Origin of the sequence: Nautilia profundicola AmH, from assembly GCF_000021725.1 — a bacterium.
Taxonomy (GTDB): Bacteria; Campylobacterota; Campylobacteria; order Campylobacterales; family Nautiliaceae; genus Nautilia; species Nautilia profundicola.
Genome location: NC_012115.1, coordinates 1,419,872 through 1,444,476, shown reverse-complemented (window position 1 = coordinate 1,444,476; position 24,605 = coordinate 1,419,872). Strand labels below are relative to the sequence as shown.

The 24,605-nt window shown below is 34.4% G+C and carries 27 protein-coding genes and 1 pseudogene; 12 read left to right on the top strand and 16 right to left on the bottom strand.

Annotated elements, in window-relative coordinates:
• Positions 1–2 precede the first annotated feature (2 nt).
• The 8 genes from rbfA to NAMH_RS07555 all read left to right on the top strand — a co-directional run bounded on the left by rbfA (position 3) and on the right by NAMH_RS07555 (position 5,598).
• On the top strand, positions 3–350 hold the full coding sequence (gene rbfA / locus NAMH_RS07590) for a 30S ribosome-binding factor RbfA (RefSeq protein ID WP_015901993.1): 348 nt from the start codon (positions 3–5) through the stop codon (positions 348–350).
• Complete coding sequence (locus NAMH_RS07585; RefSeq protein ID WP_015902072.1) at positions 347–1,159, top strand: HAD family hydrolase; 813 nt, start codon at positions 347–349, stop codon at positions 1,157–1,159. Before rbfA ends, NAMH_RS07585 begins: the two co-directional genes overlap by 4 nt.
• Before the next feature lie 236 nt (positions 1,160–1,395).
• Complete coding sequence (locus tag NAMH_RS07580) at positions 1,396–1,842, top strand: LSm family protein (protein ID WP_012663625.1); 447 nt, start codon at positions 1,396–1,398, stop codon at positions 1,840–1,842.
• Positions 1,842–2,834: a bifunctional diaminohydroxyphosphoribosylaminopyrimidine deaminase/5-amino-6-(5-phosphoribosylamino)uracil reductase RibD gene (gene ribD, locus NAMH_RS07575; protein ID WP_143709760.1), complete on the top strand. Its 993-nt coding sequence runs from the start codon at positions 1,842–1,844 to the stop codon at positions 2,832–2,834. Before NAMH_RS07580 ends, ribD begins: the two co-directional genes overlap by 1 nt.
• A 1-nt stretch (position 2,835) precedes the next feature.
• Positions 2,836–3,561: a class I SAM-dependent methyltransferase gene (locus NAMH_RS07570; protein WP_015902530.1), complete on the top strand. Its 726-nt coding sequence runs from the start codon at positions 2,836–2,838 to the stop codon at positions 3,559–3,561.
• Positions 3,551–4,366 (top strand): DnaJ domain-containing protein, encoded by an 816-nt coding sequence (locus NAMH_RS07565; RefSeq protein ID WP_012664002.1) that lies wholly within the window; start codon positions 3,551–3,553, stop codon positions 4,364–4,366. The genes NAMH_RS07570 and NAMH_RS07565 overlap by 11 nt, the downstream gene beginning before the upstream one ends.
• A 3-nt stretch (positions 4,367–4,369) precedes the next feature.
• Positions 4,370–5,272, top strand: coding sequence for a peptidoglycan DD-metalloendopeptidase family protein (locus NAMH_RS07560; RefSeq protein WP_015902440.1), 903 nt, complete (start codon positions 4,370–4,372; stop codon positions 5,270–5,272).
• Positions 5,218–5,598 carry a bactofilin family protein gene (locus tag NAMH_RS07555; RefSeq protein WP_015902827.1) on the top strand — a complete coding sequence of 127 codons (381 nt, stop codon included), beginning with the start codon at positions 5,218–5,220 and terminating at the stop codon, positions 5,596–5,598. Before NAMH_RS07560 ends, NAMH_RS07555 begins: the two co-directional genes overlap by 55 nt.
• Here NAMH_RS07555 and radA read toward each other — a convergent pair.
• Genes radA through NAMH_RS07535 form a run of 4 tightly spaced genes read right to left on the bottom strand, consistent with a single transcriptional unit; the run spans position 5,581 to position 8,402 of the window.
• Complete coding sequence (gene radA / locus NAMH_RS07550) at positions 5,581–6,885, bottom strand: DNA repair protein RadA (RefSeq protein ID WP_012664010.1); 1,305 nt, start codon at positions 6,883–6,885, stop codon at positions 5,581–5,583. The two genes, NAMH_RS07555 and radA, sit on opposite strands and share 18 nt — an antisense overlap.
• Complete coding sequence (locus NAMH_RS07545; RefSeq protein WP_041361663.1) at positions 6,878–7,123, bottom strand: hypothetical protein; 246 nt, start codon at positions 7,121–7,123, stop codon at positions 6,878–6,880. Before NAMH_RS07545 ends, radA begins: the two co-directional genes overlap by 8 nt.
• Positions 7,116–7,985 carry a signal recognition particle-docking protein FtsY gene (gene ftsY / locus NAMH_RS07540; RefSeq protein WP_015901743.1) on the bottom strand — a complete coding sequence of 290 codons (870 nt, stop codon included), beginning with the start codon at positions 7,983–7,985 and terminating at the stop codon, positions 7,116–7,118. Before ftsY ends, NAMH_RS07545 begins: the two co-directional genes overlap by 8 nt.
• On the bottom strand, positions 7,986–8,402 hold the full coding sequence (locus tag NAMH_RS07535; protein ID WP_012663731.1) for a hypothetical protein: 417 nt from the start codon (positions 8,400–8,402) through the stop codon (positions 7,986–7,988).
• A 96-nt stretch (positions 8,403–8,498) separates the two neighbouring features.
• Between NAMH_RS07535 and NAMH_RS07530 the strand changes: the two genes are divergently transcribed.
• The 4 genes and pseudogenes from NAMH_RS07530 (at position 8,499) to NAMH_RS07515 (ending at position 12,184) form a co-directional block, all read left to right on the top strand.
• Positions 8,499–9,113, top strand: coding sequence for a 5-formyltetrahydrofolate cyclo-ligase (locus tag NAMH_RS07530; protein ID WP_015902331.1), 615 nt, complete (start codon positions 8,499–8,501; stop codon positions 9,111–9,113).
• Positions 9,025–10,585 (top strand): annotated as a pseudogene (gene rny / locus NAMH_RS09460) (ribonuclease Y). The gene NAMH_RS07530 and the pseudogene rny overlap by 89 nt, the downstream one beginning before the upstream one ends.
• A gap of 23 nt (positions 10,586–10,608) precedes the next feature.
• Positions 10,609–11,190: an MBL fold metallo-hydrolase gene (locus NAMH_RS07520; protein ID WP_015901782.1), complete on the top strand. Its 582-nt coding sequence runs from the start codon at positions 10,609–10,611 to the stop codon at positions 11,188–11,190.
• Positions 11,191–11,212: 22 nt separating this feature from the next.
• Positions 11,213–12,184, top strand: coding sequence for a GGDEF domain-containing protein (locus tag NAMH_RS07515; RefSeq protein ID WP_015901717.1), 972 nt, complete (start codon positions 11,213–11,215; stop codon positions 12,182–12,184).
• Here NAMH_RS07515 and NAMH_RS07510 read toward each other — a convergent pair.
• From NAMH_RS07510 to NAMH_RS07455, 12 genes are all read right to left on the bottom strand, one after another.
• Positions 12,174–12,758 carry a class I SAM-dependent DNA methyltransferase gene (locus tag NAMH_RS07510; protein WP_015902777.1) on the bottom strand — a complete coding sequence of 195 codons (585 nt, stop codon included), beginning with the start codon at positions 12,756–12,758 and terminating at the stop codon, positions 12,174–12,176. The genes NAMH_RS07515 and NAMH_RS07510 overlap by 11 nt on opposite strands.
• A 14-nt stretch (positions 12,759–12,772) precedes the next feature.
• Positions 12,773–13,714, bottom strand: a complete 942-nt coding sequence (gene mnmL, locus NAMH_RS07505; RefSeq protein WP_015902434.1) for a tRNA modification radical SAM protein MnmL/YtqA — start codon at positions 13,712–13,714, stop codon at positions 12,773–12,775.
• Positions 13,715–13,782: 68 nt separating this feature from the next.
• Positions 13,783–15,120: an amidophosphoribosyltransferase gene (purF, locus tag NAMH_RS07500; RefSeq protein WP_012663970.1), complete on the bottom strand. Its 1,338-nt coding sequence runs from the start codon at positions 15,118–15,120 to the stop codon at positions 13,783–13,785.
• A gap of 16 nt (positions 15,121–15,136) precedes the next feature.
• Complete coding sequence (gene dapB / locus NAMH_RS07495) at positions 15,137–15,898, bottom strand: 4-hydroxy-tetrahydrodipicolinate reductase (protein ID WP_015902732.1); 762 nt, start codon at positions 15,896–15,898, stop codon at positions 15,137–15,139.
• Position 15,899: 1 nt separating this feature from the next.
• Complete coding sequence (trxB, locus tag NAMH_RS07490; protein ID WP_012663878.1) at positions 15,900–16,811, bottom strand: thioredoxin-disulfide reductase; 912 nt, start codon at positions 16,809–16,811, stop codon at positions 15,900–15,902.
• Between the two features lie 51 nt (positions 16,812–16,862).
• Entirely contained in the window at positions 16,863–17,246 is a 384-nt protein-coding gene (locus tag NAMH_RS07485) for a hypothetical protein (protein ID WP_015902374.1), read from the bottom strand.
• 48 nt (positions 17,247–17,294) lie between these two features.
• Positions 17,295–17,615 (bottom strand): thioredoxin, encoded by a 321-nt coding sequence (trxA, locus tag NAMH_RS07480; RefSeq protein ID WP_012663722.1) that lies wholly within the window; start codon positions 17,613–17,615, stop codon positions 17,295–17,297.
• A 258-nt stretch (positions 17,616–17,873) separates the two neighbouring features.
• Complete coding sequence (locus NAMH_RS07475; protein ID WP_015902150.1) at positions 17,874–19,175, bottom strand: polysulfide reductase NrfD family protein; 1,302 nt, start codon at positions 19,173–19,175, stop codon at positions 17,874–17,876.
• 9 nt (positions 19,176–19,184) lie between these two features.
• Positions 19,185–19,853: a 4Fe-4S dicluster domain-containing protein gene (locus NAMH_RS07470; protein WP_012663532.1), complete on the bottom strand. Its 669-nt coding sequence runs from the start codon at positions 19,851–19,853 to the stop codon at positions 19,185–19,187.
• Positions 19,854–19,856: 3 nt separating this feature from the next.
• Complete coding sequence (locus NAMH_RS07465) at positions 19,857–22,511, bottom strand: molybdopterin-dependent oxidoreductase (protein ID WP_015902062.1); 2,655 nt, start codon at positions 22,509–22,511, stop codon at positions 19,857–19,859.
• 95 nt (positions 22,512–22,606) lie between these two features.
• On the bottom strand, positions 22,607–24,118 hold the full coding sequence (locus NAMH_RS07460) for a DUF3373 family protein (RefSeq protein WP_012663627.1): 1,512 nt from the start codon (positions 24,116–24,118) through the stop codon (positions 22,607–22,609).
• Between the two features lie 124 nt (positions 24,119–24,242).
• Positions 24,243–24,587 carry a hypothetical protein gene (locus NAMH_RS07455; RefSeq protein ID WP_015901838.1) on the bottom strand — a complete coding sequence of 115 codons (345 nt, stop codon included), beginning with the start codon at positions 24,585–24,587 and terminating at the stop codon, positions 24,243–24,245.
• Positions 24,588–24,605: the final 18 nt, after the last annotated feature.

Genomic DNA, 24,605 nt, shown 5'->3' with positions numbered 1-24,605 from the left:
GAATGGGCAAAAGTATTAAAGTCCAGAGAAAAGAGTCTATTTTAAAAGAGATAATTCCTGAGGCTCTTTCACAGATGAATGACGGAAGAATAAGAGGCTTAAGCGTTGTGGACGTCGTATGCTCAAGAGACGGAAGCGACGCTAAAGTTTACCTTGAAAAAAGTTATTTAAACGATAAAGAACAAAAAGCAAGCCTCAAGCAGCTTAAACAGGCAAGAGGCTATATTCAAAACTATTGCCTTAAATCTACGGGATGGTTTAAAGTTCCGAATCTCAGTTTTACGTTTGACGATCTGCTTGAGCAGGAAAACAAAATGGAAGATCTTTTCAATAAAATTTCCAAAAAATGATCTTTGTCACCGACCTTGACAAGACGTTTTTGCGAAGCGACCTTTCTCTTAGCGATTACAGCAAAAACGTCTGGAATTCATTTGTTTATCCTTTGACAATAGCAACTGCCAGAAGCTATAAAGGTGCAACCACACTTCTTAAAGGGCTAAACCTCAAATATCCTCTCGTACTGCTTGACGGTGCTATGATAGCTATGCCTGATGGTAAAATACTTAAAACAAACGATATTGATAAAAAAACAGGTGATGAATTGATTTTTCTTATTGAAAAAGAGTTTGACGAAAGACCTTTGATTGTCGGGTTTGATGAACCTGGGAGAGAGAAATTTTTATATCCGAAATATTTAAACAGATACCAGCAGGAACTTCTGCAAAATTATAAAAACGACAGCAGGGTTTTAAACATTGAAAAGCTAAGAGCCCTTAAACATAATCTGAAACTTGTATATCTCGGAGATGAATTGACGCTTAGCGAAATAGAAAAAAAAGTAAAAGAAAATTTTAACCTTGAAACGAAGCTAAGTAAAGACCCGTATATGGAGTGCTATTTTTTAACTATTTTACACCCTTTGGGTGATAAAGCTCATGCACTTAAAGAAGTTGAAGAAATTATGGAAGTAGAACCTGAAAAAGTAACGGTTTTTGGTGATAGTCATAACGATATAGGGATGTTTGAGTATGCCGGTAAGTCTGTTGCGGTTAAAAACGCAGTTGACGAAGTAAAACAAAGAGCGGATATTGTTTTACCTCATACAAATGATGAAGATGGTGTAGCAAAATATCTTTCACAATATATAAAATTAAAATGAAAAATAGAGAGTGAAAAATTAAAAGTGAGAAGTTCCGGGAAAATAAATAGAATTGAGGATAATACTTAATAACAGTTACTAAACTGTGCAACAAGCTGATTTCATAACTAACCTTAACAACCCCAATAACCAACATACTAATACACAAATCAACCTTAGTAAAAATATTAGATTTTAAGATTGGTTTGGTACTATAATTAAGCAAAAATGATATAATTAAATAAAAAAGGGATTTAATGAACAGAAGCGAATTAAACGATATTATTAAAAACATCGTTGAAGATAATGGATGCGATTTATATGATATTGAACTTAGCGAAGAAGGAGGGCATAAATATTTTAGGGTATATATTACCAAGCCTGGTGGTGTAAGCCTTAATGACTGCGCTAAAATAAATAATTTAATCTCTCCTATTTTCGATATAGAAGACCCGGTTGAAGGAAAATATTTCCTTGAAGTGAGTTCACCCGGACTTGAAAGAAAACTTACTAAGCCTGAACATTTTGAAAAAAGTATAGGGGAAAAAGTAAAAGTAACTACCAACGACGGAACAAAACTAAAAGGTGAGCTGAAAAGTTTTATCGACAACGTGGCCGAGATAGGAAAAGAAAAAGTAAACTTTGACGATATCAAAAAAGCTAAAACTTATATCGAGTGGAATACATATAAATACGAAGAATAATGGAGAATGCACAATTGAGAATTGAGAAATGGGGATATGTTTTTGATCTAATTATAAACGAAGCGTGGAAATATCAGTTTCTGACTTATCCTAACCCGGCGGTCGGAGCCGCTGTAATCGTTAAGAATCAAATATTTACAGGTGTTCATAAAAAAGCGGGTGAGCCGCATGCGGAGGTGCATGCACTTTGGGAGGCGTATAGGGCTTTTCATGATGCACCTGAACTTTATACTTCAAAAGAAATACATGAGTATTTAAAAAAACATCATAACGGATTTTTTAACGACGCAAACGTATATGTAACACTTGAGCCGTGTGCACACGAAGGAAAAACACCTTCTTGTGCGTATCTTTTAAAAGAATTAAAACCAAAAAGCGTGAGCATCGGTTGGCCGGATCCAATAAAAGGACACGGCGGAGGGGTGGAAATACTTAAAAATTCCGGTATTGATGTTAAGATTTTAAATGATAAAAGATGCTTTCATCTGATAGAGCCGTTTATAAAATGGCAAAATAGGTTTGTGTTTTATAAACTGGCTCTTACGATGAATGGAGCAATTACGGGAGGATATATAAGTTCCGATGAATCGCTTGATTGGGTACATAATATAAGAGATAAGATTGATTTGCTCGTAATAGGTGGAAACACTGTAAGAATAGACAGACCTACCCTTGACGCCAGAAGAGTAAACGGTAAAGCCCCGGATGTATTGATATACTCCAAAAATGACGGAATTGAAAGAGATATTCCGCTTTTTAACGTTAAAAATAGAAAAGTGTTTATCGAAGATAGTTTGGAAAAACTGGAAGATTATAAATTTATAATGATCGAGGGAGGAGAAAGACTTTATAATGAAATAAAACATATGGTTGATTGGAAAGTGTTTATAGTAAGCCCAAAATTTGCGAATAGATTTAATTTCAGAAGTGAAGATGAATTTGAAATATTACATACAAATCAGAGTAGTGATTTAATTGTTTTCGGGAGATAATATGGATATAAAAATATATGATAAGCTTGCAAAAAGATATGATTTTGCCACAAAAGTCGTAAGTTTCGGGATAGAGGAACTTTGGAGATGGATGTTTGTACGTGAAATAAAAAAATACATAAAAAACGGAACGTTAATAGACGTAGCAAGTGCAACAGGAGAAATGGCCAGGGCACTTGATTTTAATAAAATGTATTTAATAGAACCGAGTGCCGAAATGGTAAGGGTTATCGTTGAGAAATTCCAGAAGATGGGGTATAAAAAAGAGGATTTTGAAGTTATATTTGAACAATGTCCACATATAAAACTTAAAAAAAATCAAAAAGAGATTATTATTATTCAGGATACGGCTGAAGATGCAATACTTCATGAAAAAGCTGACATAATTACCGCATTTATGGCTTTGAGGAATTTTGACGATTTAGAAAAAGGTATGGAAAATTTAAAAAAACATATAAAACCAGGGGGATATTTTGCTGTTGTGGAAATGGTAAAAAACGATAGCATAATATCAAAACTCATATTATGGTATATGAATAAAATAGTTCCTGTAATAGCCGGTATGATGCTCGGTATGAAAGAGGAATATAAATTGCTGGGAAAAAGTATAACTTCACTGGATGAAAACAAAATATTGAATAATTTAAAAGGATTTAGTATTGTTAAAAAGCAAAAACTTATATTTCCCATCGCCACTTTAATTATAGCGAAGAGAGATGACGGATAAGGTATTTGATATAAATATTGGGGAAAATATTGAAGTTGTTATAGATTCGAGATTTAAAATCAAAGGTTTTATAGAGTTTATAAGACTTTCTTTTAATAAGCTTGAAATAAACGATAATCAGTATAAAATTTTTTTTGACAAAAAAAACATAAGAAAACATAAGCTATTGCTGCAGGCAATTGCCAATATGTATAAAAAACAAAAAGGCGAGGATGAGAATTTACTACATAAACTTCTTTTGAATTATAAAAAAGACTTAATTATCAAAATTAAAAAATATTCGGTTACTTTTGATGAAAAAGCCATTTATATTACGATTAGAAAGCTTTCAAGCAAAGAATTTGAAATACTGTTTGCAAATCCAAAACCTCCGGTGTTTAATTATATTAAAGGTCTTTTTTTATTTGATTTGATAGATATGAATAACGAAAGGCTGGTTGTAACGTTTAATGAAGAATCTCAAAGAATAGTAAGCGCTTTAGCTTCAAAGCATTCTATTATGGGTTATAAAATTGTGTTTAATATTGATGAAAACGAGTTTTCTTATACCAAAAACTTTAGTGTAGAAGGGTCGTTGAAAGAATATTTAAATAAAGTCAGAAACGCATTGGAGTTATTTGGTGTTTCCACTATTTATGAATTTGATAAAATTAAAAAAGAGTACAGGCGCCTTGCAAAAAAATACCATCCGGATTTGCACAGGCAAAAACCTGAGCTTATTCAGAAAATTTATGCTAAAAAATTTACAAGAGTAAAAGAATCTTTCGAATTACTTGAAGAATATTACAACCAAAAGGCAAAATAAAAATTGAAAAATAAATATATTATAACAGTTACGACTGTTGATGGTTCAAAACATTATTCCGTTCATAAGATAATTAAAAAAATATTGATATTCCTTTTTTTGTTTATCGTATCAGTACTTGTTTTTGGCTTTTTGTACATTAAATATTTACAAAAAGAAGTTAAACAAATTTCTATTCAAAAAACAATCTTAAATCAAAAAGTTATGATGTTAAATCAAAAACTCACTAAACTTAACTCCCAAATAGAACTTGCGCAAAACGAATTACTTAACAAAGAAGCAAAACTTAATAAACTAAGTGAAAAAATTGATGAACTTGAAACAAAAATGGGATTAAAGGGAGATGTGTTTATTTCAAATATTGATATAAAAAACCTCTCCAAAGACACTATAAACGCGCTTCTCGCATCGGTACCAAACGGAAAGCCGGTTAAAAGACTGCTTATAAGTAGTAAGTTTGGATGGAGAATACATCCCATACTTAAAAAAAGAGAGTTTCATCCGGGAATTGATATAAAAGGTAGGGGTACGATTCCTATTTATGCTACTGCTAACGGTATAGTAGTGGGTGCAGGGCTTAATCCGTACGGATACGGATATGTTGTTAAAATGGTAAATGCATTCGGTTTTGTCACTTTTTACGCGCATCTGAGAAAAAATATAAAGGTTAAAAAAGGTCAGTTCGTAAAAAAAGGACAAATTGTCGGATATATGGGAAACAGTGGACTTAGTACCGGTCAACATTTACATTATGAAATAAGATATAATAATAAACCGCTAAACCCAATTTATTTTATTAATTGGAATGCACAGAATTTATTTAAGATATTTAAAAAAGAAAGGAATGTACCATGGGAGTCTTTGATAAAGGCGATACAGGCGTTAATGCAAAAGAAACCACAATAATTTCATCAAAAGCCAAAATAATCGGTAATTTGATTTTAGAGTCCAACATTCATATTGACGGTGAGGTGAAAGGTAAAATTGAATCAAAAGTTCTTGTATCAATCGGAAAACACGGAGTGGTTGACGGAGAAATATACGCTAAAAAGCTTGTAGTTAAAGGAAAATTTATCGGAAAAGCTGAATGCGAAAATATTGAGATATTAAAAAACGGTGTTTTAAACGGTGATATCGTTGTTACAAACCTTATAATAGAAGAAGGTGCTATTTTTGAAGGAAACTGTAAAAAAAGAGGTAAAAAAGAAGAAAAATCACATCCACTCAAGTAATTTTTCCACTTCCTTGACTTCATAACATTTAATAGGCTCTTCTATAGGTTTGCTTGGTACTATTGCCTTTGAAAAACCAAGGTTTGCCGCTTCTTTGACTCTTTGGTCAAGCCCCGGCACTTCCCTGATGTCTCCAACTAAACTCACTTCTCCTATAAATACGCTTTCTTTACTTATTTTTCTATCCCTAAAACTGCTTACAATAGCCGCTATTACTGCCAAATCCGCTGCGGGTTCGTTTATTTTAATTCCGCCTGTCACGTTTATAAATACGTCGTATTGGTTAAAAGGTAGATTTAGTTTTTTTTCAAGCAGGGCCAAAATCATATTAAGTCTTGCCAAATCGAATCCTGTAGCGCTTCTTTTTGGAATGGAATAACTCTCGCTCACAAGAGCCTGAACTTCTAAAACAATAGGTCTTGTTCCTTCCAAAACAACTGTGATTGCACTCCCAGGGAGTGCTTTTTTGCTGAAAAAAGATTTGTTTTTAGCACTGATTAGTCCCTGTTTTGTCATTTCAAAAATGCCTATCTCACTTGTTGAACCGAATCTGTTTTTAAAACTCCTAAGGATTCTGAGCTCCCTGCTGGCGTCTCCTTCAAAATATAATACGGTGTCAACCATATGTTCAAGTACTCTGGGACCAGCGATTGAGCCTTCTTTCGTAATGTGTCCGATTATAAAAACAGGTGTTTTACTTTCTTTTGCAATCCTCATCAGTTCAAAAGTCGCTTCTCTGACCTGAGAAACACTACCCGGGGCTGATTGTAAATTTTCTGAATAAATTGTCTGAATTGAATCAATAATTACTAAATCGTAACCTTTGTTAATTTCTTCAAGTATATTTTCCACAACTATTTCTGGCATTAAGAAAAGATCTTTGTTTTTAATTCCGAGTCTCTCCGCACGTATTTTAATTTGTCCCGGACTTTCCTCACCTGCAACATATAGAACTTTTTTATCAATATTTCCTGCAAGTTTCATCATAAGGGTGGATTTTCCGACTCCCGGACTTCCTCCGATTAGCACAAGGCTGCCGGGAACGATTCCTCCCCCTAAAACAAGGTCAAGTTCACTGTCACCTGAGCTGAATCTTTCAATTTCTTCTTTTTCTATTTCTTCGAATTTTAAAACTTTTGCTTTTTTGGAAGATGGTTTTGAAGAAGATTTTTCCTCTTTTACCTCCACAAAACTTTCCCAGCTGCCACATGCGGGGCATTTACCCATCCATTTAGCGCTTTTATATCCGCATTCAATACATTCGTAAACAGTTTTTTTCTTAGCCATTTATTACTCTTTGTATGTTTTGGTTATAGTTAATTATTTCTTGTGTGCTTGATATTAATAAAAGATAGATGATTCTCCATGTGATAATAGCACTGATTAGAAGTAGAATATATAATATTATGATCCATTTGTGTTTATTTAAATCTATGTTGTCTTCATCTTTAAATTTTAGTATTAATAACCCTATAAAAGCAAAAATGATAATAACAGAACCGAAATAAAAAATGATATTAGTCATAAAGACCCTCTAAAATTCCTTCAATAAATTCATTTTTATCAAATTTGACCAAATCTTCCGGTTTTTCACCCACACCTACAAAAAGAATCGGAAGCTGCAGTTCATGTCCTATGGTAAATATGCTTCCACCTTTTGCAGTTCCGTCGAGTTTGGTGATAATTACACCGTCCACGCCCACGATTTCTTTAAATACTTTTGCCTGGTTTATAGCACTGCTGCCTTGTGTTCCGTCAATTATTAAAACTATTTTATGAGGTGCGTTTTCATAAGCTTTTTTTGCAACGTTTACTATTTTTTTAAGTTCGTTTTGTAGGTTTACTTTATTATGCAGTCTTCCTGCCGTATCTATAATAGCAATGTCTATACCTTTTGCTTTTGCACTTGCAATGGTGTCGTATGTTACGGCTGCAGGGTCGTGTCCCTGTTTTGTCTTCACTATAGGAACGTCAAGTATTTCAGCCCATTTCGTAAGCTGTTCGATTGCAGCTGCTCTGAATGTATCGGCAGCTCCTAATATAACACTTTTACCTTCACTTTTAAATTTATGTGCGAGTTTGGCTATAGTAGTTGTTTTACCTGCTCCGTTGACTCCTATTATTAAAAAAGTAAATGGTTTATCGTTAATTTCTATATCGTTTTTCGGAACGCTAAATACCCAAGCAAGTTCTTTTTTAAGTTTTTCTTTAGTTACTTCTTCAGGAAGGCGATTTATTATTTTTTCTACTAAATCATAATCCATATCCGCTTCTAAAAGAGCTTCTTCTATTAAATCTTTCGGTAATTTTTCTTTTTTTTCGCTTCCAACGACACTTTTTAAGGCCTCTTTTGTTTTATTAAGCCCTTTTTTTATAAATCCAAGCATTTAAAATCCTTCAGCTTTTAAAATTTCGTATGGTGTAAAGTTTTCATATTTTACTGTTTTGTTTTTGTCTAAAACGACAATTGTCGGATAATTATTGATATTAAAATATTTTTCTAAATAAGGCGCATTTGTTTTATAGTATTTAATGTTTAATTTTTTTAGAACCATTTCTTGAGCTTTTGAATATGAGTTATTATTATCAAATAAAATAACGGTTTTATTTTCAGGGTAAACAAGTTCATTGTTTTTAAATTTCAAGACGAAATTATCAAAATGTATAATTGTGACATTGTCTTTATTAATACTTTTTTGGATTGTTAAGTTGTTTTCTTTAGTTATATGATTTTCATCGGGTTTGCTGTTTTTAGAACATCCGCTAAAAAAAATTATTAAAATAAATGTTAAAATATATCTCAAATAAACTCCTTTTTCGTAATTTTATCAAAATTAACTCTGAAGTAGATGGGTTGAAAAAAAGGAAAAGAGGTTAATTTGCAGCGGAGGAAAATATAAATGAAAAACGAGTTTAGAAAAATATGTTTTAATATGAACAAACATAATAAATATTATTATTCAAAAAAAATTGGGTGGCAACTTTATAAATTGTGTAAGCACCATAAAAATATACTTTTTTTTATTCCAATGGATACGGAAGTCGATATTCACTGGGTTTTGAAAAAGCTAAGACGCGAAAAAAAGAATATTTTTGTGCCATTTATGGAGGATTTAAGCTTTAAGATGGTAAAATATCAATTACCACTTATTAAAAAGAAATTTTCAATACTTGAACCTGACAATAAGCAAAAAACTCGTATTAAGATTGATTTGGCTATTGTTCCAATTGTCGGAATAGATTTGACATTTAGGCGTATTGGATTTGGAAAAGGGATGTATGACAGGTTTTTTGATAAACTCGGTTATAGGCCTAAAGTGGTATTTGTGCAACTGAAACCATGTTTTTCCAAAAATGTTTTGACTCAAAAACATGATGTTCGTGCTGATGAATATATAAGCTTTAATATTTATAAAAGGAGTAAAAATGACAGTTTTAATAATTTTAGCCGTTATGATATTATCCGCTCTCGCGGGATTTATTATCGCAAAAAAAATGGATGCGGCAAAGTATGAAATATACGTAGAACAGGCAAAAGCTAAAGCAAAAGCTATTGAGCATGAAGCTGAGATTTTACTTGAAAACACTAAAACCAAAGCTAAAGAAATGGAGCTTGAAGCAAAAAACTCTTATGAGCTTCAAGAAATGAAACTCAAACAGGAATACGAAAATAAATTAAATGAAATTCTAAAAAAAGAAGAAGAGATTGAAAATTTAATTGAAAAACATATGAAAAAAGACGAGGAACTTCAAAAAAGAATAGATGCGATAAGTAAAGAAAGAGAAGTAATAGAAAAATTAAAAGATCAATACAGACAAAAACTTCAAGAAGCTCAAAAGATACTTGAAAACGGAGCAGGATTTACAAAAGAAGAGGCAAAAGAGATGCTTCTTAAAAAAACCGAAGAAGAGTTACGTGATGAAATTGCCCATTTAACAAGAAAAATTTTAAAAAGAAGCGGAAAATGACGCCAAAAGAAAAGCGGAATTTGTAATTGCTCAGGCAACTACAAGATATGCGGGAGATTTTGCAGGTGAGAGACTTATTAATGTTGTACCTATAGGTGATGATGAAATGAAAGGTAGAATTATCGGAAAAGAGGGTAAAAACGTTAAAACACTTGAAATGGTTACGGGCTGTGACATAATAATAGATGATACACCTGGTGCCGTAACGGTAAGTAGTTTTAATATATACAGACGTCAGATAGCAGTTGAAACTATTAAAAGACTGGTTGAGGACGGTAGAATCCAGCCGGCGAGAATTGAAGAGATTTATGAAAAAGTAACTCAAGAATTTGAAGAAAAAGTTACAAAAGAAGGTGAAGAGATATTGATTGATTTAGGACTTTCAAATGCAGGAATTCACCCTGAAATAGTAAAATTAATCGGAAGACTGAGATATAGAGCAAGTTACGGACAAAATGCGCTCGCGCATTCTCTTGAAGTGGCTCATCTTGCAGGAATAATGGCTGCGGAAATGGGAGGAGATGAATTGCTTGCCAAAAGAGCGGGACTTCTTCATGATATAGGAAAAGCGTTAACTCATGATTTTGGAGGAGATCACGTTACACTCGGATATGATTTATGTAAAAGATACAAAGAACCGGAAGTAGTATTAAATGCAATTAAAGCACACCACGGACATGTTGAACCTACAAGTATAGAATCAGCGGCTGTTTGTGCGGCGGATGCGCTCAGTGCTGCAAGACCTGGTGCAAGAAGAGAAGTATTGGAAGCTTTCTTAAAAAGAGTGGAAGCCCTTGAAAATATTGCAAAAAGCTATATCGGTGTAATAAACGCCTATGCGCTTAATGCCGGTAGAGAAATAAGGGTAATTGTCGAAGCTGATTTGGTAAATGACGATGAGGCGGTTTTAATGGCAAGAGATATTGCAAAAAGAATAGAAGAAGAAGTGAGCTTCCCTGGAGAGATTAAGGTTAATGTAATAAGGGAAAAAAGAGCGATTACATACGCTGCAGCTTGATATAGTTATGTGTAAGGGGAAAAATGGAAATACTTGTTAAACCTTGTGGAGAATTTTATACGAATTGTTATATAGTTGATAGAAAGATAATTATTGATCCCGGTGTTGATGCTTTTGAGTTTGTAAAAGAACATGTAAAAGATCCTTTGGCCATTATTAACACACATGGACATTTTGATCATATGTGGGATGATAAAAAGATAAAAGAATATTATGGTATACCAATATATATCCATAAAAATGACGCCTTTATGTTAACTGAAGATCCTTTTGGTTATAATCCGCCAAAAGTAGAAGCTGATATTTTAATGGATGAAGGTGTGTATAAAATCGGTGATTATGATGTGGAAATAAAACATTTTCCGGGACACACACCGGGAAGCATTACAATTGAAATAGGTGACGAAATGTTTAGCGGGGACTTTATATTTGACGGTAGTATTGGAAGGGTGGATTTCCCTTATTCAAATCCTAAAGATATGAAAAAATCTATTGAAAAATTTTTAAAAATACCGTATGATAAGAGGGTTTTACCAGGACACGGTCCGATAACGACTATAAAAAAGGCTCAGAAGTTTTTGCCTATGTGGCTTGATTATTTGTAGAAGATATTTGGGGGCGGGGATAATGTTTATTGATGATTTTAAAAAAGAAAGTATAAAAATTCCGTTATATATTTATTTGGCGGTAATGGTTATTTATAAGTTTTCAGAACATAAAGGGATTGTAATTATAAATCCCTTTGTTGAAAAGTTTGCTACTTTTGATATTGTTGCTTTATTTTTTTTATATGTTCTTTATGCTAAAAAAAAGCTTTCCTATGAACTGTTTTTGTATTTTTTTGCATTTTCTATTTTTATGGTTTTGAATTTTGTTATATATTATAATACGCATGTGGTATATAGATGTATGTGGATTATTGCGGTAATTCCTTTTATGTATTTATATGCAGGAAAAAAAATAGGAACGTTTTTTTCTATCTATTTTTTAATATTTGTAATAATCGCTTATTTGAATGACCTTTTATATCCAGTAACATTGCAAGATTTATATGTTTTTGTTTTTTCCGATATTTTAGTTGCTTCTATTAGTTATTTTTTTATTTTGAATTTAGAAAAACATACGTTTATTTTTATAAAAAAACATCAGGATTTAGAAAATCAGGCTTATACAGACTCTTTGACAAATGTATATAACAGAAGAGGTTTTTTTAAAGCTATAAGGAATAAAAAAGGAGTGCTGGGTATTTTTGATTTGGATGATTTTAAAAAAATAAACGATATGTATGGTCATAAGGTTGGAGACGAATATTTAAAAGCTTTCACAAAAATATTGAAACAAAACACCAGAAAAAATGATATTATAGGCAGAATAGGCGGCGATGAATTTGTTGTATTATTCGTAGGTTCTACATCAACTGATATTAAAAATTGGGCTATCAAATTTTATGACACAATAGAAAGAAATAGTTATAATGGTCTTAAATTGAGGGTTTCTTCAGGATTTAGCGAATTTCATGGAAACATCAAAGAGAGTTTTATGCTTGCCGATGAAAAGTTGTATAAATCAAAAGAAATAAAAAATACTTTCACTTTTTAAGTTCTAAAAGAAAAACTGGAAAATCACTGTGTTTTTTAATTAGATGGATTATTTTATAATCCAAATTCCAGCCTTTGAAATACTCTCTTAGTTCATCGATGTCAAATCCGAAATGCTCCACATCGTCATTTCCTCTTGTGTGAAACGTGCCGTCTTCTTTTACCAGGTCGGCTAAAAACACCCTGTTGGTGATTGATTTTAGTTTTTCGTTCAGAGCGTTTAGATTTTTTATATGGTGAAGCGTCATGGATGAAATTACAACGTCAAAGGATTCGTTTATTTCGAATATATCTTTTTGGTAGGCTTTGGCGTTCAGATTTAGTTTTTGTGCTTTTTCGTTAAACTTTTCAACCATTTTGGCTGAGGTGTCTATGCCTTTTAGATCTTGTACATAAGGGGCTATGTTTATTCCGACAAGCCCGGTGCCGCATCCGAATTCAAGCACTTTTTCGTTGCCTTTTAAATGCGGAATGATGTTGTTTACGACAGCTTTTGCGAGGTTTATGCGCCTTGGCAGGTCATCCCATGTGATTGCATCTTTGTCGAACCTGTTGGATGTTTTTCCATTTTTCATTGAAAAATTTCCCTTTAAAGTTTTATCCCCTCATCCCTTAAGGCTCTGTGAATATGGCTCATCTGCTGTGCTTTACTTCTGCACCATTCAGGTGCAAGCAGGTTTTCGCTTCCGGCTGTCATTCTCTGGATTGAGATGTTTTGAGGGAGCATTTTTATTGATTTTATTAGTGTATCTATGTATGTCTGTTCATCGATTGGAGTGAAGTTTCCTTTTTTGTATTCAAGTGCGAGAAGTGTGTTTTCAGTAACATACAGAGGATGGAATTTGATCGAATCGATATTAAGCTCAATCGTGTCTTTTACGCTTTTTAGCATGTCTTCCTGGGTTTCTCCGGGAAGTCCGAATATCAGGTGTCCGCATACGTTAAGGTTTAGATCTTTTGTTTTTTTAACTACTTCTTTTACGTTTGCAAAATCGTGTCCGCGGTTTATTTTTTTAAGTGTTTCGTCGTTTGAGCTTTGTATTCCGTATTCAACCCATACTTCATATTTTTTGCTTAGCTCGGCAAGATATTCAAGAGTTTCGTCCGTTATGCTGTCCGTTCTTGTACCGACACTTATACCTATTACATCTGGAAACGAAAGCGCTTTTTCATATAAGGCTTTTAGTGTTTCAAACGGTGCGTAGGTGTTTGTGAAGCTCTGGAAATAGACTATAAACTTTTTGGCGCCGTAGTATTTTTTAAGATCCGGAACCGTCGAATAAAACTGATCATTCAGGGCTTTTAGCTGTTTTTGTAAAAGAGGGTTTTCTTTGGATTTAAGATTAAGTGTCACTCTTTCTTTTTGAAAGTTAGGCGAAAAACTCTCATTTTCGCAAAAAACACAGCCGCCTCTTGCCACAGTACCGTCGATATTCGGGCATGTAAATCCCGGGATTGAGATCGGTACCTTTTTTACGTTTGTGTGAAATTTTTTCTTTAAGTATTTGCCAAAAGTATATAATCTATCCATCTATCCTCTTTTTTGCCACTTTATATCAAAAAGATCGGATTTAATCAAGAAAAAAGAGAAAAATTCTCTTAAAGAATAGGGTAATTGTCGTCGAAACACGCAAAGCAGTAGTTATCTTTTTTATCTTTGATCGCTTTTACAATCGAATCTATTGAAAGATATGCAAGCGAATCGGCTTCTATGTATTTTGCAATCTCTTCGGTTGAGAGTCTTGATGCTATGAGTTCTTCTTTTGTAGGCGTGTCCACTCCGTAATAACAAGGACCTATCGTAGCCGGGCTTGCAATTCTCATATGCACTTCTTTCGCACCCGCTTCTTTTAGCATTCTTACGATTCTTTTACTTGTAGTACCTCTTACGATTGAATCGTCGATAACTACAAGTCTTTTTCCTTCTATTTTGTGTTTAATAGGGCTTAGTTTCATTTTAACTTTCAGATCCCTGATTTCCTGAGTCGGTTCGATAAACGTACGCCCGACGTAGTGGTTTCTCATTATAGCCATTTCAAAAGGAATGCCGCTTTCCTGTGCATATCCCAAAGCCGCCGCAACGCCGCTGTCAGGAACCGGTACAACCATATCGGCTTCTACCGGAAGTTCGCGTGCAAGCTCTCTTCCCATCTGTTTTCTTACACTGTATACGTTTTTGCCAAACACGTTTGAATCGGGTCTTGCAAAATAAATGTATTCGAAAATACACTGTTTCGGAGTCGGTTCAAAAATCATTTCGCTTTTGATTTCATCGTTTTCGAATATAATCATTTCACCAGGTTTTACATCTCTTACAAATTCAGCGCCCACAAGCTCAAATGCACACGTTTCGCTTGCCACGATGTAACCGCCGCTTTTTAGTTTACCAAGAGACAGAGGTCTGAATCCGAAAGGATCACGGATTACGAACATTTTACTTCTACTAAGAATCACTAAAGAAAACGCGCCTTTTATTTTTTTAACCGCATCGATTATTCTGTCTTTTAGTCTTTTTTTCTCATAGTTTTTCGCAATCAGGTGAATCAGGTTTTCCGTATCCATGTTTGTCTGGAAAATTGCACCGATTTTAATCAGTTCGTCCCTTATTTCTTTGGCGTTTACAAGGTTACCGTTGTGAACTATCGATATTTCCCCAAGTCCGTATCTTGCAAATACAGGCTGAGCGTCAAGGATGGAATCATCACCTGCCGTAGAATATCTTGTATGGCCGATTGCCATGTTTCCTTTTAAGATTTTAAAATGGTCTTCTTTAAATATCTGAGTTACAAGGCCTCTGTCTTTGACGGTTTTTATATGTTCGCCGTCGCTGCTGCTGATCCCCGCTGCTTCCTGACCTCTGTGTTGCATAGCAAATAGAGCGTAATAAGCTAATTTACTTGCGTTTTCGTTTCCATAAATACCTACTACCGAGCACATTGATTATTTCCTTTTTTTATATTCCTAAAGCATCATTTATTGAGTAAAGTCCCGGCTTTTGATTAACAAGCCATTTTGAAACTTTTATAGCACCTCTTGCAAATGTTTCCCTACTTGTCGCAGTGTGGTTTAATTCTAAAAATTCACCTTCATTGTAAAATCCGACAGTATGGCGTCCTACAACGTCACCGCCTCTTACCGCAAATACGCCGATTTCATCTTTTGTTCTGGCTCCAACGTGACCGCTTCTTCCTGTAACCATTACTTCTTTAAGATCAAGTCCTCTTGCTTTTGCACAGCTTTCAGCCAATGTAAGAGCCGTTCCACTTGGAGCGTCAACTTTGAAGTGGTGATGCTGCTCTACGATTTCAATATCAAAATCTCTAAGTTTTTCACTTACCATTGATACGAGTTTGTTTAAAATAGCAACCCCGAGGCTCATATTTGTAGCATATAATACGGGAGCGAGTTTAGATACTTCAAGCATAAGGTTTTGCTGATGATCATTAAGTCCCGTTGTAGCTATTACAAGAGGTTTAGGGTTTTCAATAGCCGCTTCAAGTACGCTTTGAGTAGCCGCAGGAGCTGAGAAATCGATAACCACGTCCGAATTTTCAAGAAGTGTTTTTGCGTCGTTTGTAATTACCGTTTCTTTTTCAAATTCAATCGTCTGAGGTCCTTCAAACATAACAGCACCGATACTGTCATCAGAATTTTTAATAATATTTACCAAAATCTGTCCAACTCTCCCTGTTGCACCGACAATTCCGTATTTCATATTATACCTTTAAATTTTTAACGTATTTTACCACATTTAATGCCGCAACCGAACCGTCTCCGGCGGAAGCCACCACTTGTTTTACGCTGTTTTGTCTTACATCTCCTATAGCATAGAGCCCATCAAGCGTTGTTTTCATATTCAGATCCACTTTTACTTCACCGTATTCGTTAAGTTCACACAGATCTTTTACAAGTGAAGAGTTTACGTTCATTCCCACGAATACAAACACGCCGTCGACTTTTAATTCTTTAATCTCACCGTTTTGGTTAATAACCGCCGTATTTAAAAAAGGAGTTCCTTTTACTTCTTCAACTGTTGTATTAAAAAGTATTTCGATATTTTCTTTTTTCATAACTTTTTCGATTGTAAGAGGAGATGCCCTGAATTCATTACGTCTGTGTATCAGATATACTTTTTTGGCTATATTACTGAGATACAGTGCTTCTTCAAGTGCGCTGTCACCGCCGCCTATTACAGCTACGTCCATATTTTTGTAAAAATATCCGTCACATACCGCGCAGTAACTCACTCCCTTCCCGATATACTCTTCTTCGCCTTTAAATCCCGCTCTTTTAGGCGTTGCACCCGTTGCAAGTATTACGGCTTTACCTTGATATTCGTTTTGAGAAGTTATAACTTTAAAGATATCACCGTTTTTTTCTATACTTTTTACTTCTTCGCTTATGATTTTTGCCCCGAATCTCATGGTCTGTTCTGGCCAGCACTGCATAAGTTCAAGTCCGCTTTTAACCTCGCAAACTCCAGGATAGTTTTCTATTTCACTGCTTTGTGTTATTTGTCCTCCCGGGGTTAGTTTTTCAATGATTAGTGTGTCAAGTCCCATTCTTCCAGCATAAAGCCCGGCACTAAGCCCTCCGGGACCCGCTCCTATTATAATTACGTCATGCATTTTTGCTCCTTAAATTAACATTGATAAAGAGATTTTTTCTTTTTATCAATATTAATTTTCAATAACTTCAAGAGGACTGTCTTGTTTATACAGTTTTTTATTATATCGTTTTATATTAAGTGTAACCGGTACCTGATAAATATTTAAAAATTGAATTATTTTAATTATAGTATTTATTCCTGCGGTTGTGTATATAATGTTTTTATAATCTTTTCTTTGCTGGTATATATCAATAGCTAAAATCGGGTATTTTGTTTTTATTTTTTTTGTAAGTTCATTTATATCGTTCATTCTTGAAGAAAAAATTATTACGGTATATTCTTGTTCTTTTGGTTCAAAAATTTTGTGTTTTTCGTATAAAACGATTTTGTTAAAGTCAATAAATTTATATTCTTTAAATTTGTAGTTATAATAGAAGAAAAAGGCAGCTACCATTAACGCTCCAAAAAAGGAGCTGAATGTGTAAAAAAATCTGCTTTTCAATTATGAAAGAAGTGCTTCAATTTTTTCAACATACATTTGTTTAGGTGCAGCACCGATCATTGCGTCAACTGCTTCACCGTTTTTGAAGAAAATAACAGTAGGAATACTTCTAATTCCAAATTGACCAGCGATTTCTGGTGCTTCATCAGTGTTTACTTTACCTACTACAACACCTTTTTCTTTATATTCTTCAGCTAATTCTTCAATAATCGGAGCGATCATTCTACAAGGTCCGCACCATGGAGCCCAGAAGTCTACTACTACAACTTCATTGTTTTTTATAGTGTCTTCAAAGTTTTGCATATTTAGTTCTAATGCCATAAAATCTCCTTAAAATTTTTAGTTATTATACACTAAAAAAGACAAAAACCCACATTTATAAGAAAAATTTAATATTATGATTTGCGTAGATAATAGATGGTTGATGGTTGATGGTTGATGGTTGATGGTTGATGGTTGATGGTTGATGGTTGATGGTTGATGGTTGATGGTTGATGGTTGATGGTTGATGGTTGATGGTTGATGGTTTAGTGACAGACACTATTGTGAGTGATAAAAAATGCCCAAAAGGGCAGGAGATTAGTGATCTACGTTGTCGTTTACGTCTCTTACAGCAAAAACTGAATCAAGGATAGAGTAAATTGCAATACCAAGTCCTAAACATCCAATTACAATTAAAATCTCCATTGTATGAGCAGGTACATAAGCATATGGAGTAATTTCTGCTAAGTTGTAAATTCCTGTAGCTTGTGGTCCTAATCCATCAACTCTTGCAGTCATTGGATAAACGTTACCACCGTAAATAAATGCCTGTCTCATAAAGAATGTACCGATAATAGCTGAAATAGCACCAACAACAGCCAATGTTTTATTTTTAGTCGCCCAAAGAATAATCGGAATAACTAAACCTAAAACAATCCATGTCCAGAACATTGTAGCAACCGGACTGCCACTTACGATTAGTGATGTCCATTTTGGATCTACTGTCATATAGTTAACTACTTCATAAAGGCCTGTTAATACAGCTATAACAAGTCCAGCTTTAATTAAAAGATTCATTGTATCTTCATAGTAAGGTTTATCTTTAAGACCCAAGAAACTGTAAAGCATTGCACCAGCAACACCTGTTAATGCCCCTGTGATTAAGAAATAAATCCAAAGTTGCGGAATATCTGTCCATAAATGTCTCGGATCATTTAAGTTAAATAATAGACCCTGGATATAGAATTCTGCCGCATCAATTACAAGACCTAAGATAACTAAAACACCGGCAATTTTTCTTGCCATTTCTCTATTGTTTGTAAGTAAGAAATAGATTTCGATAAATGTAAACGGAATATATACTGTATATAAAGGTAACATTAACCACATACCACTTTGTGGTTGAGGATTTAAAAACATCCAGTAAATATTGATTTGGTTAGCAAGGTCTGTTGCGATTGATACTAAACCACCAAATACCATAGAAATACCAAAAGTAATGAATGCCGCCGCAACTTTAGGAGCTATTTTTACATGGAATAGTTCTGCTAAAGCTGTTAGGAAAATAAGCGCACTACCACCGTACAAAAGGTATGTATACTGAGATACGAAAATACCCCACGGTTCCGCTTTGTTTACTTCTTCAATATGTTCTAAATGAAAGATTTGCTCTTTTAATGCCATTGCAATTTGTTTTGTGTCTTCAAGGTGACCTGCTGCTGCAATAACACCTGCATTATTAACAAAATCATGTGCCCATCTTAGTGCAAAAATTTCATACCAACCGATAACTCCGATAGCAAGTAAAACGTATGCTATTAGCATTGTTTTATTAAATAAAAGTTGTGTAATACTAACTTTTCTAATGTTAAGCCCGCAACAATTAATGTATTCGTTCATAATAGCTCCTTACGCTTTTTTCCACTCAGGCTTTTTCGCATTTGCCTCAGCTTCATATTTGGCTTTAAATTCAGCCCATTTGTGTCTTTTTACATTTCCAAGAGTTCTTTTTGCGTATTCTTCATCTTCAGGTACAAGATAGAACAGTTTAGGAAGTGTTCCTTCATCTTCTTTAAGAACGAAAAATTCTCTTTTATTAAGAACTTTAACAATATCAGAGTTCGGATCTTCAAGGTCACCGAATGTTCTTACTTTTGTAGGACATGTCGCACTACATGCAGTCGTTCCGTATTCCTGGATTCTTCCGTCACAGAATGTACATTTGTCAACTGCGTGTTTTGTTTCATCAACAAATCTTGCTTCATATGGACATGCTTCCATACAACCTTTACAGATAATACACATATCATAATCAACTTTTACGATACCACCTTCAACAAAGTGTGAAGCACCTGTAGGACAAACTGTAATACATGGTGCGTCTTCACAGTGGTTACACTGAGATGGATAGAAGTTTAAAAAGGCATCGGCTAATGTTGTTCCGCCTTCAACTATACCAACCCAGATTCTTTGCTTGTCTGCACCGAGCATTACTCCGTTTTCATCTTTACATGCTACTTCACATGCTCTACAGTCTATACAGTTTTGATATTCTAATGCCATTGCGTAATTAGCCATTTTTTACACCTTTCTAATTGTTACAAAAGTTTCGTTCATACTTGCCGCTCCGATAATCGGATCCGTATGATCTTCAGCAATTGTAGCTTGAGAAATACCGTTATTTCCACCAAGAGTTAACATTGGTGATTTACTTCCCATACCTGTTGCAACAAAAATTGTATCTTTTCTAATTCTTTTAGTCGGATATACTTTTCCGATTACTTTTTGACCTGTTCTGTTTGTAAGTTCTACTTCATCTTTGAATTTAACTCCAAGTTCTTTTGCAAGTTCGTCGTTAATCCAGATGTAGTTGTAGTTCATAAGGTCTAATAACAGATAGTTGTTCGGATGTGAACTTTGTGTAAAGTATCCGTGTCTACCTACAACAAGTCTTACTTGATTATTTTTAGGTTCTTCAAACAGTGAATCTCTCCATTTAGGGAATTTATGAAGTGTTTCTTCCTGTCCGTTGATAGGGTTTTTGAATTTTTTACCTTCAAGGTTTCTTAGAGCTAATTTAATCCATTTACCTTTTTTAGGTTTGATGCAGTAATCTTTAGGAAGTTTTGAATATTTGTCGTAAAGATCATATACCGCACCTGCTTTGTCTTCATAGTCTTTTTTAAGTACTTTTAGATGTTCGTCAATAGCTTCTTCAATCGCATCTTCGATTCCAGGCCAGTAAGCACCGTATTCTTTTGCGATTTCCGCAGCTTTTTTACCGTAAATTTCAGTCATTACTTCTTCGTTGAACTCTTCAGGAGTTTTTTCATAAGCCGCGCTTAGTTTAAACGTAGCAATATCAAGATCGTCTTCACTTGCATGCTGTAAAATTGCTTTTACAAGTTTTTCGTCTTTGATATCTGCTTTTAGTTTTTCTTCATCAATTTCAAAATCATCAGTTAAGTATTTAGCTAAGTTGAAATCGGCCGGAAGTTCCGCACCTAAATCATCTGCATCCCATGTATATTTGAAAGTGATTGCCGCTAAGTCTTTTTCAACTTTTTCGCTTAATTCTTTCATAATGTAATATAAAGGTTTTGTTGAATACATTGGTTCCATTGTAGCACTTCTATAACCGATTACAGGTTGACAAAGAGTACCGAATGATTTAACAGGTGAAGTTCTTTCAAGATACGGTGTATCCGGAAGGATTACGTCTGCGTACATTGCCGTGTCGTTTGGAATAATGTCGATTACAACAACTAAATCCATAGTATCAAACATTTCAGCTGTTTTTTCATATCCAGGAACTGATTGCATTGGGTTTTCTCTGTAGATGAACATACCTCTTACAGGATATTCGCCGTCTGCAAGTTTTTCACCTTTTTTCCATTTGGTGTTGATTTCATGAACTTTATTTCTGAAAATCTGCCAAGAACCTTTAGTAGGGTTAAGTAGCGGATATTCACCTTTAGGGTTTGTTGCAATATCGATTCTTGTTGCCGCATTGTCATAAATAGGGAAATCTTCGTATTCATATTTTTCCGCTTTAAGACCTCTACCAAGAAGTACACCGCCAGGTCTGTTAACACATCCGTGTAATACGTTAAAGATTGCCTGAGCACGTCTGAAATCAAAGTCTTGATAGTACCAAGTAGATTTTCTACTTCTGTAACAGTTTGCAGCACCTTCATATTTTTCAGCTGCGTCAGAAAATTCTTTTGTAAGTCTTCTGATTGTATCAGCAGGAATTTCAGTAATTTTACTTGCCCATTCAGGTGTGTATTTGCTTCCTTCTCCATTAGTAAAGTATTCTACTAATTCATCTAATCCGTCAGCATTTTTAGCTAAATAGTCAGCTTTATATGGAGTTTTGTAATACCCTTTATTGATTGTTTCATGAATCATAGCAAGCATTAACGCTAAATCAGTACCAGGTTTGATAGGAATAAATTCATCTGCCTGAGCTGCAGTGTTTGTATATCTTACATCTACGTAAACTATTTTCGCTCCTCTTTTGTGACCTCTTCTGAAAAGGTCTAACGTATCAGGAGTAACAATAGCTTCAGCTCTGTTTGCACCGAGCATTAATACATATTTGCTTCTTCTAAAATCAGCACTTCCCCAGCTTCCGAACGTAAGTTTGTTCGCCATGAAAGCAGGAGCGAAACATGTAGTAAAGTGGTCAACGAAAATAGCACTACCAACGCCGTTTCCGAATGTTGCAAATAGAGGCTCTTCAGCACCTGCACCGGCACCGAATGCGATTGCACTTCTATTGTCTTTTTCTTCATCATAGATTTTTACCATCTTTTGTCTAATATATTCGTATGCTTCTTCCCATGTAGCTTTTCTATATTTACCTTCTCCTCTTTTTCCTACTCTAATTAGTGGCCATTTTAATCTGTCAGGATCATAAGGAGCCGCTAATCCAGCATTACCTCTTGCACATAAAAAGTTTCTTGATTTTGTGAACAGAGGGTTTGGATCAAGTTTTACAACTTTGCCGTCAACATTTCTTGCTATCGCACCACACATATTAACGCACATTCCACAGAATGTCGGAATATATTTTGCGTTTTTTATGTCTTTTTCTTTTTTCTCTTTTGCACTCTCGGCATCTTCATACGCACTAAGTGCATATGCAGACGTACTTGCAAGTGTAACACCTGCCGCCGCTGCCGCTGAGCCTTTTAGAAAGTTTCTTCTTTTGAGATTGATAATTTCAGACATTTATTCTCCTTTTAGGAATTTACGAAATAATAGTATCAAAAAAAAATTAAAAATAAGTGCCGGGAGGCACTTATAAGTTAAATTTATGTTAATTATTAAAATTTATATCTGATGTAAGCTCTGATATCTGTTGCTTTTTTAACATAAGAGAAATTATCAGCTACATCAGGATCAGCCATCATACCAAAGAATCCGTCACTTCCTGCATGATCGTATTTAATGTATGTATATCTTAGTCCCGCAGTTAAATGAGGAACGATTTCAGTGTTGTAATATACATCTACAGCTTTACCTCTAACAGCAGCAATGCTTCCTGCTAAAGTATCTTCACCGTAAGTAAAGCTTCTCCAGTATTTGCTACCTTTTACATAACTTAAACCGAATCTGTCACCGTCTTTGAATCCAGGCATGTCTGCACCAACCCAAACACTGTGTCCTGAATGAGTTCCTTCATAAACAGGATTTCCAGTACTATCTTGTCCTAATAATTTACCATTTCCTTTTACTTTACTATAAGCAAATGATACAAACGCTTTAGTATCGTCTAAGAAATCACTAATACCGTCACCGATACCGTCTGCTTTTAACATTACGTTTTCGCCGAAATAATTTCCTGTATCAGACATTTCGTAAACAGCTTTTGTTGGATCAGCTAATGCTACAGTTGCATCGTAATTCATTGTATAACCTTGAACATGCCAAGCCCAAACTGTTTCTGTCCATAAAGAATATTGACCGTCATCATACGGTACGAAAATAAATCCAGCGAAATCCATATTTTTAAGTGCATCGTTTCTTGAATAAGGAGCTGCGAAGTTGCTTGGCCATTTACCAGTTGCACTTGAGTAACCTCTACCAGCACAGAATTTTAACCAAGTTCCCCAGTCTCCGAACTTGTCTGTAATTTTAGAAAATTCACCGTTTCCGATTTTGAAACTGAATCCGTCAAATTCCATATTGATTAAGTGTGCAAGAGGACTTGCAGGATCGTCACCTTCTCTTAAGTTTGCAGGATAACCGTTTGTAGCCGGTCTTCTACCAGCACTAAACATTAAATCATCACCGAAATAGTAGTTAAAGAAAGCTTCTTTAAGTCTGAAATTAATATCATCAGGTGTTTCGTTTGCCACCCAAGGAACGTTTTGGAAAGGATTTACCATCATATTAGAAGCATCGTTACTTCCGAACATATTGTTTGCTTCTACCCTTACAGTTGCTTTAAGATTGTCACTTGGTTTATATACACCTGTTAAAATTACTCTGTTAGTAAAGATGTGGTTGTTGATTTTTTCACCTTTAACTGGAGCAAATGTGAAAACTGTCTGTCCTGTTGTTGGATCCATTTGGACATTTGTTACACCCATACCGTCAGTAGTTTCTTGGAAAATAGCGTCATAAGTTGTTCTTAAATCATAACTCCAGAATAGGTGGTTGTTTGCTACGATAGGAGCTACTTTTTTGTAGTATCTGTCGTTTTGTTCAGTTTGTTTTGCTTTTAATTCTTTTAATTGTTGTTGTAAATCATTGATTTGTTTTTGTAAAGTGTCAATTGTTGGAGCTGCAAATAGTCCTGCAACTACTGTAGCTGAAAGTAGTAATTTTTTCATTTTATCTCCTTAGTTGTTTTTTAATTTTTCCGGGGAAGAATGAAGCCCGAAATTCAAACAGCGAAAATTATAATAAAAAAACTTCAAACTACACAAAAAAAGTGTTAAATATAAGTTAATTTAATTACATACATCCGGCCGGTATCTGACCGTTTAAAACATCGAAAAGGAATACTTTTAATTGTTTGAGTTTACCTCTTTTAATAATTTTTTCCAAACCTTCAGCAGCTTTAGGGTTAAATTGTTTGGTTTTTTCGATTAGCGGCTTTCCGTTGTCTTTAAATAGATTTAGCAGGTCTTCTTCGTTTCTTACATTTAGTTTTTTTAAAAGTTCAGGAGCTTTTATGCCGTATCTCGGGATGTGCTTGACGTATCTTATGTATGCTCGGTATCCGTCTATATACGGACTGATTGCATATAGTTGTGTCGATAAAGCAAGTGCGATTAATAGTGAAAATTTGAACTTCATTTCTTCCCCTTTTTTTAT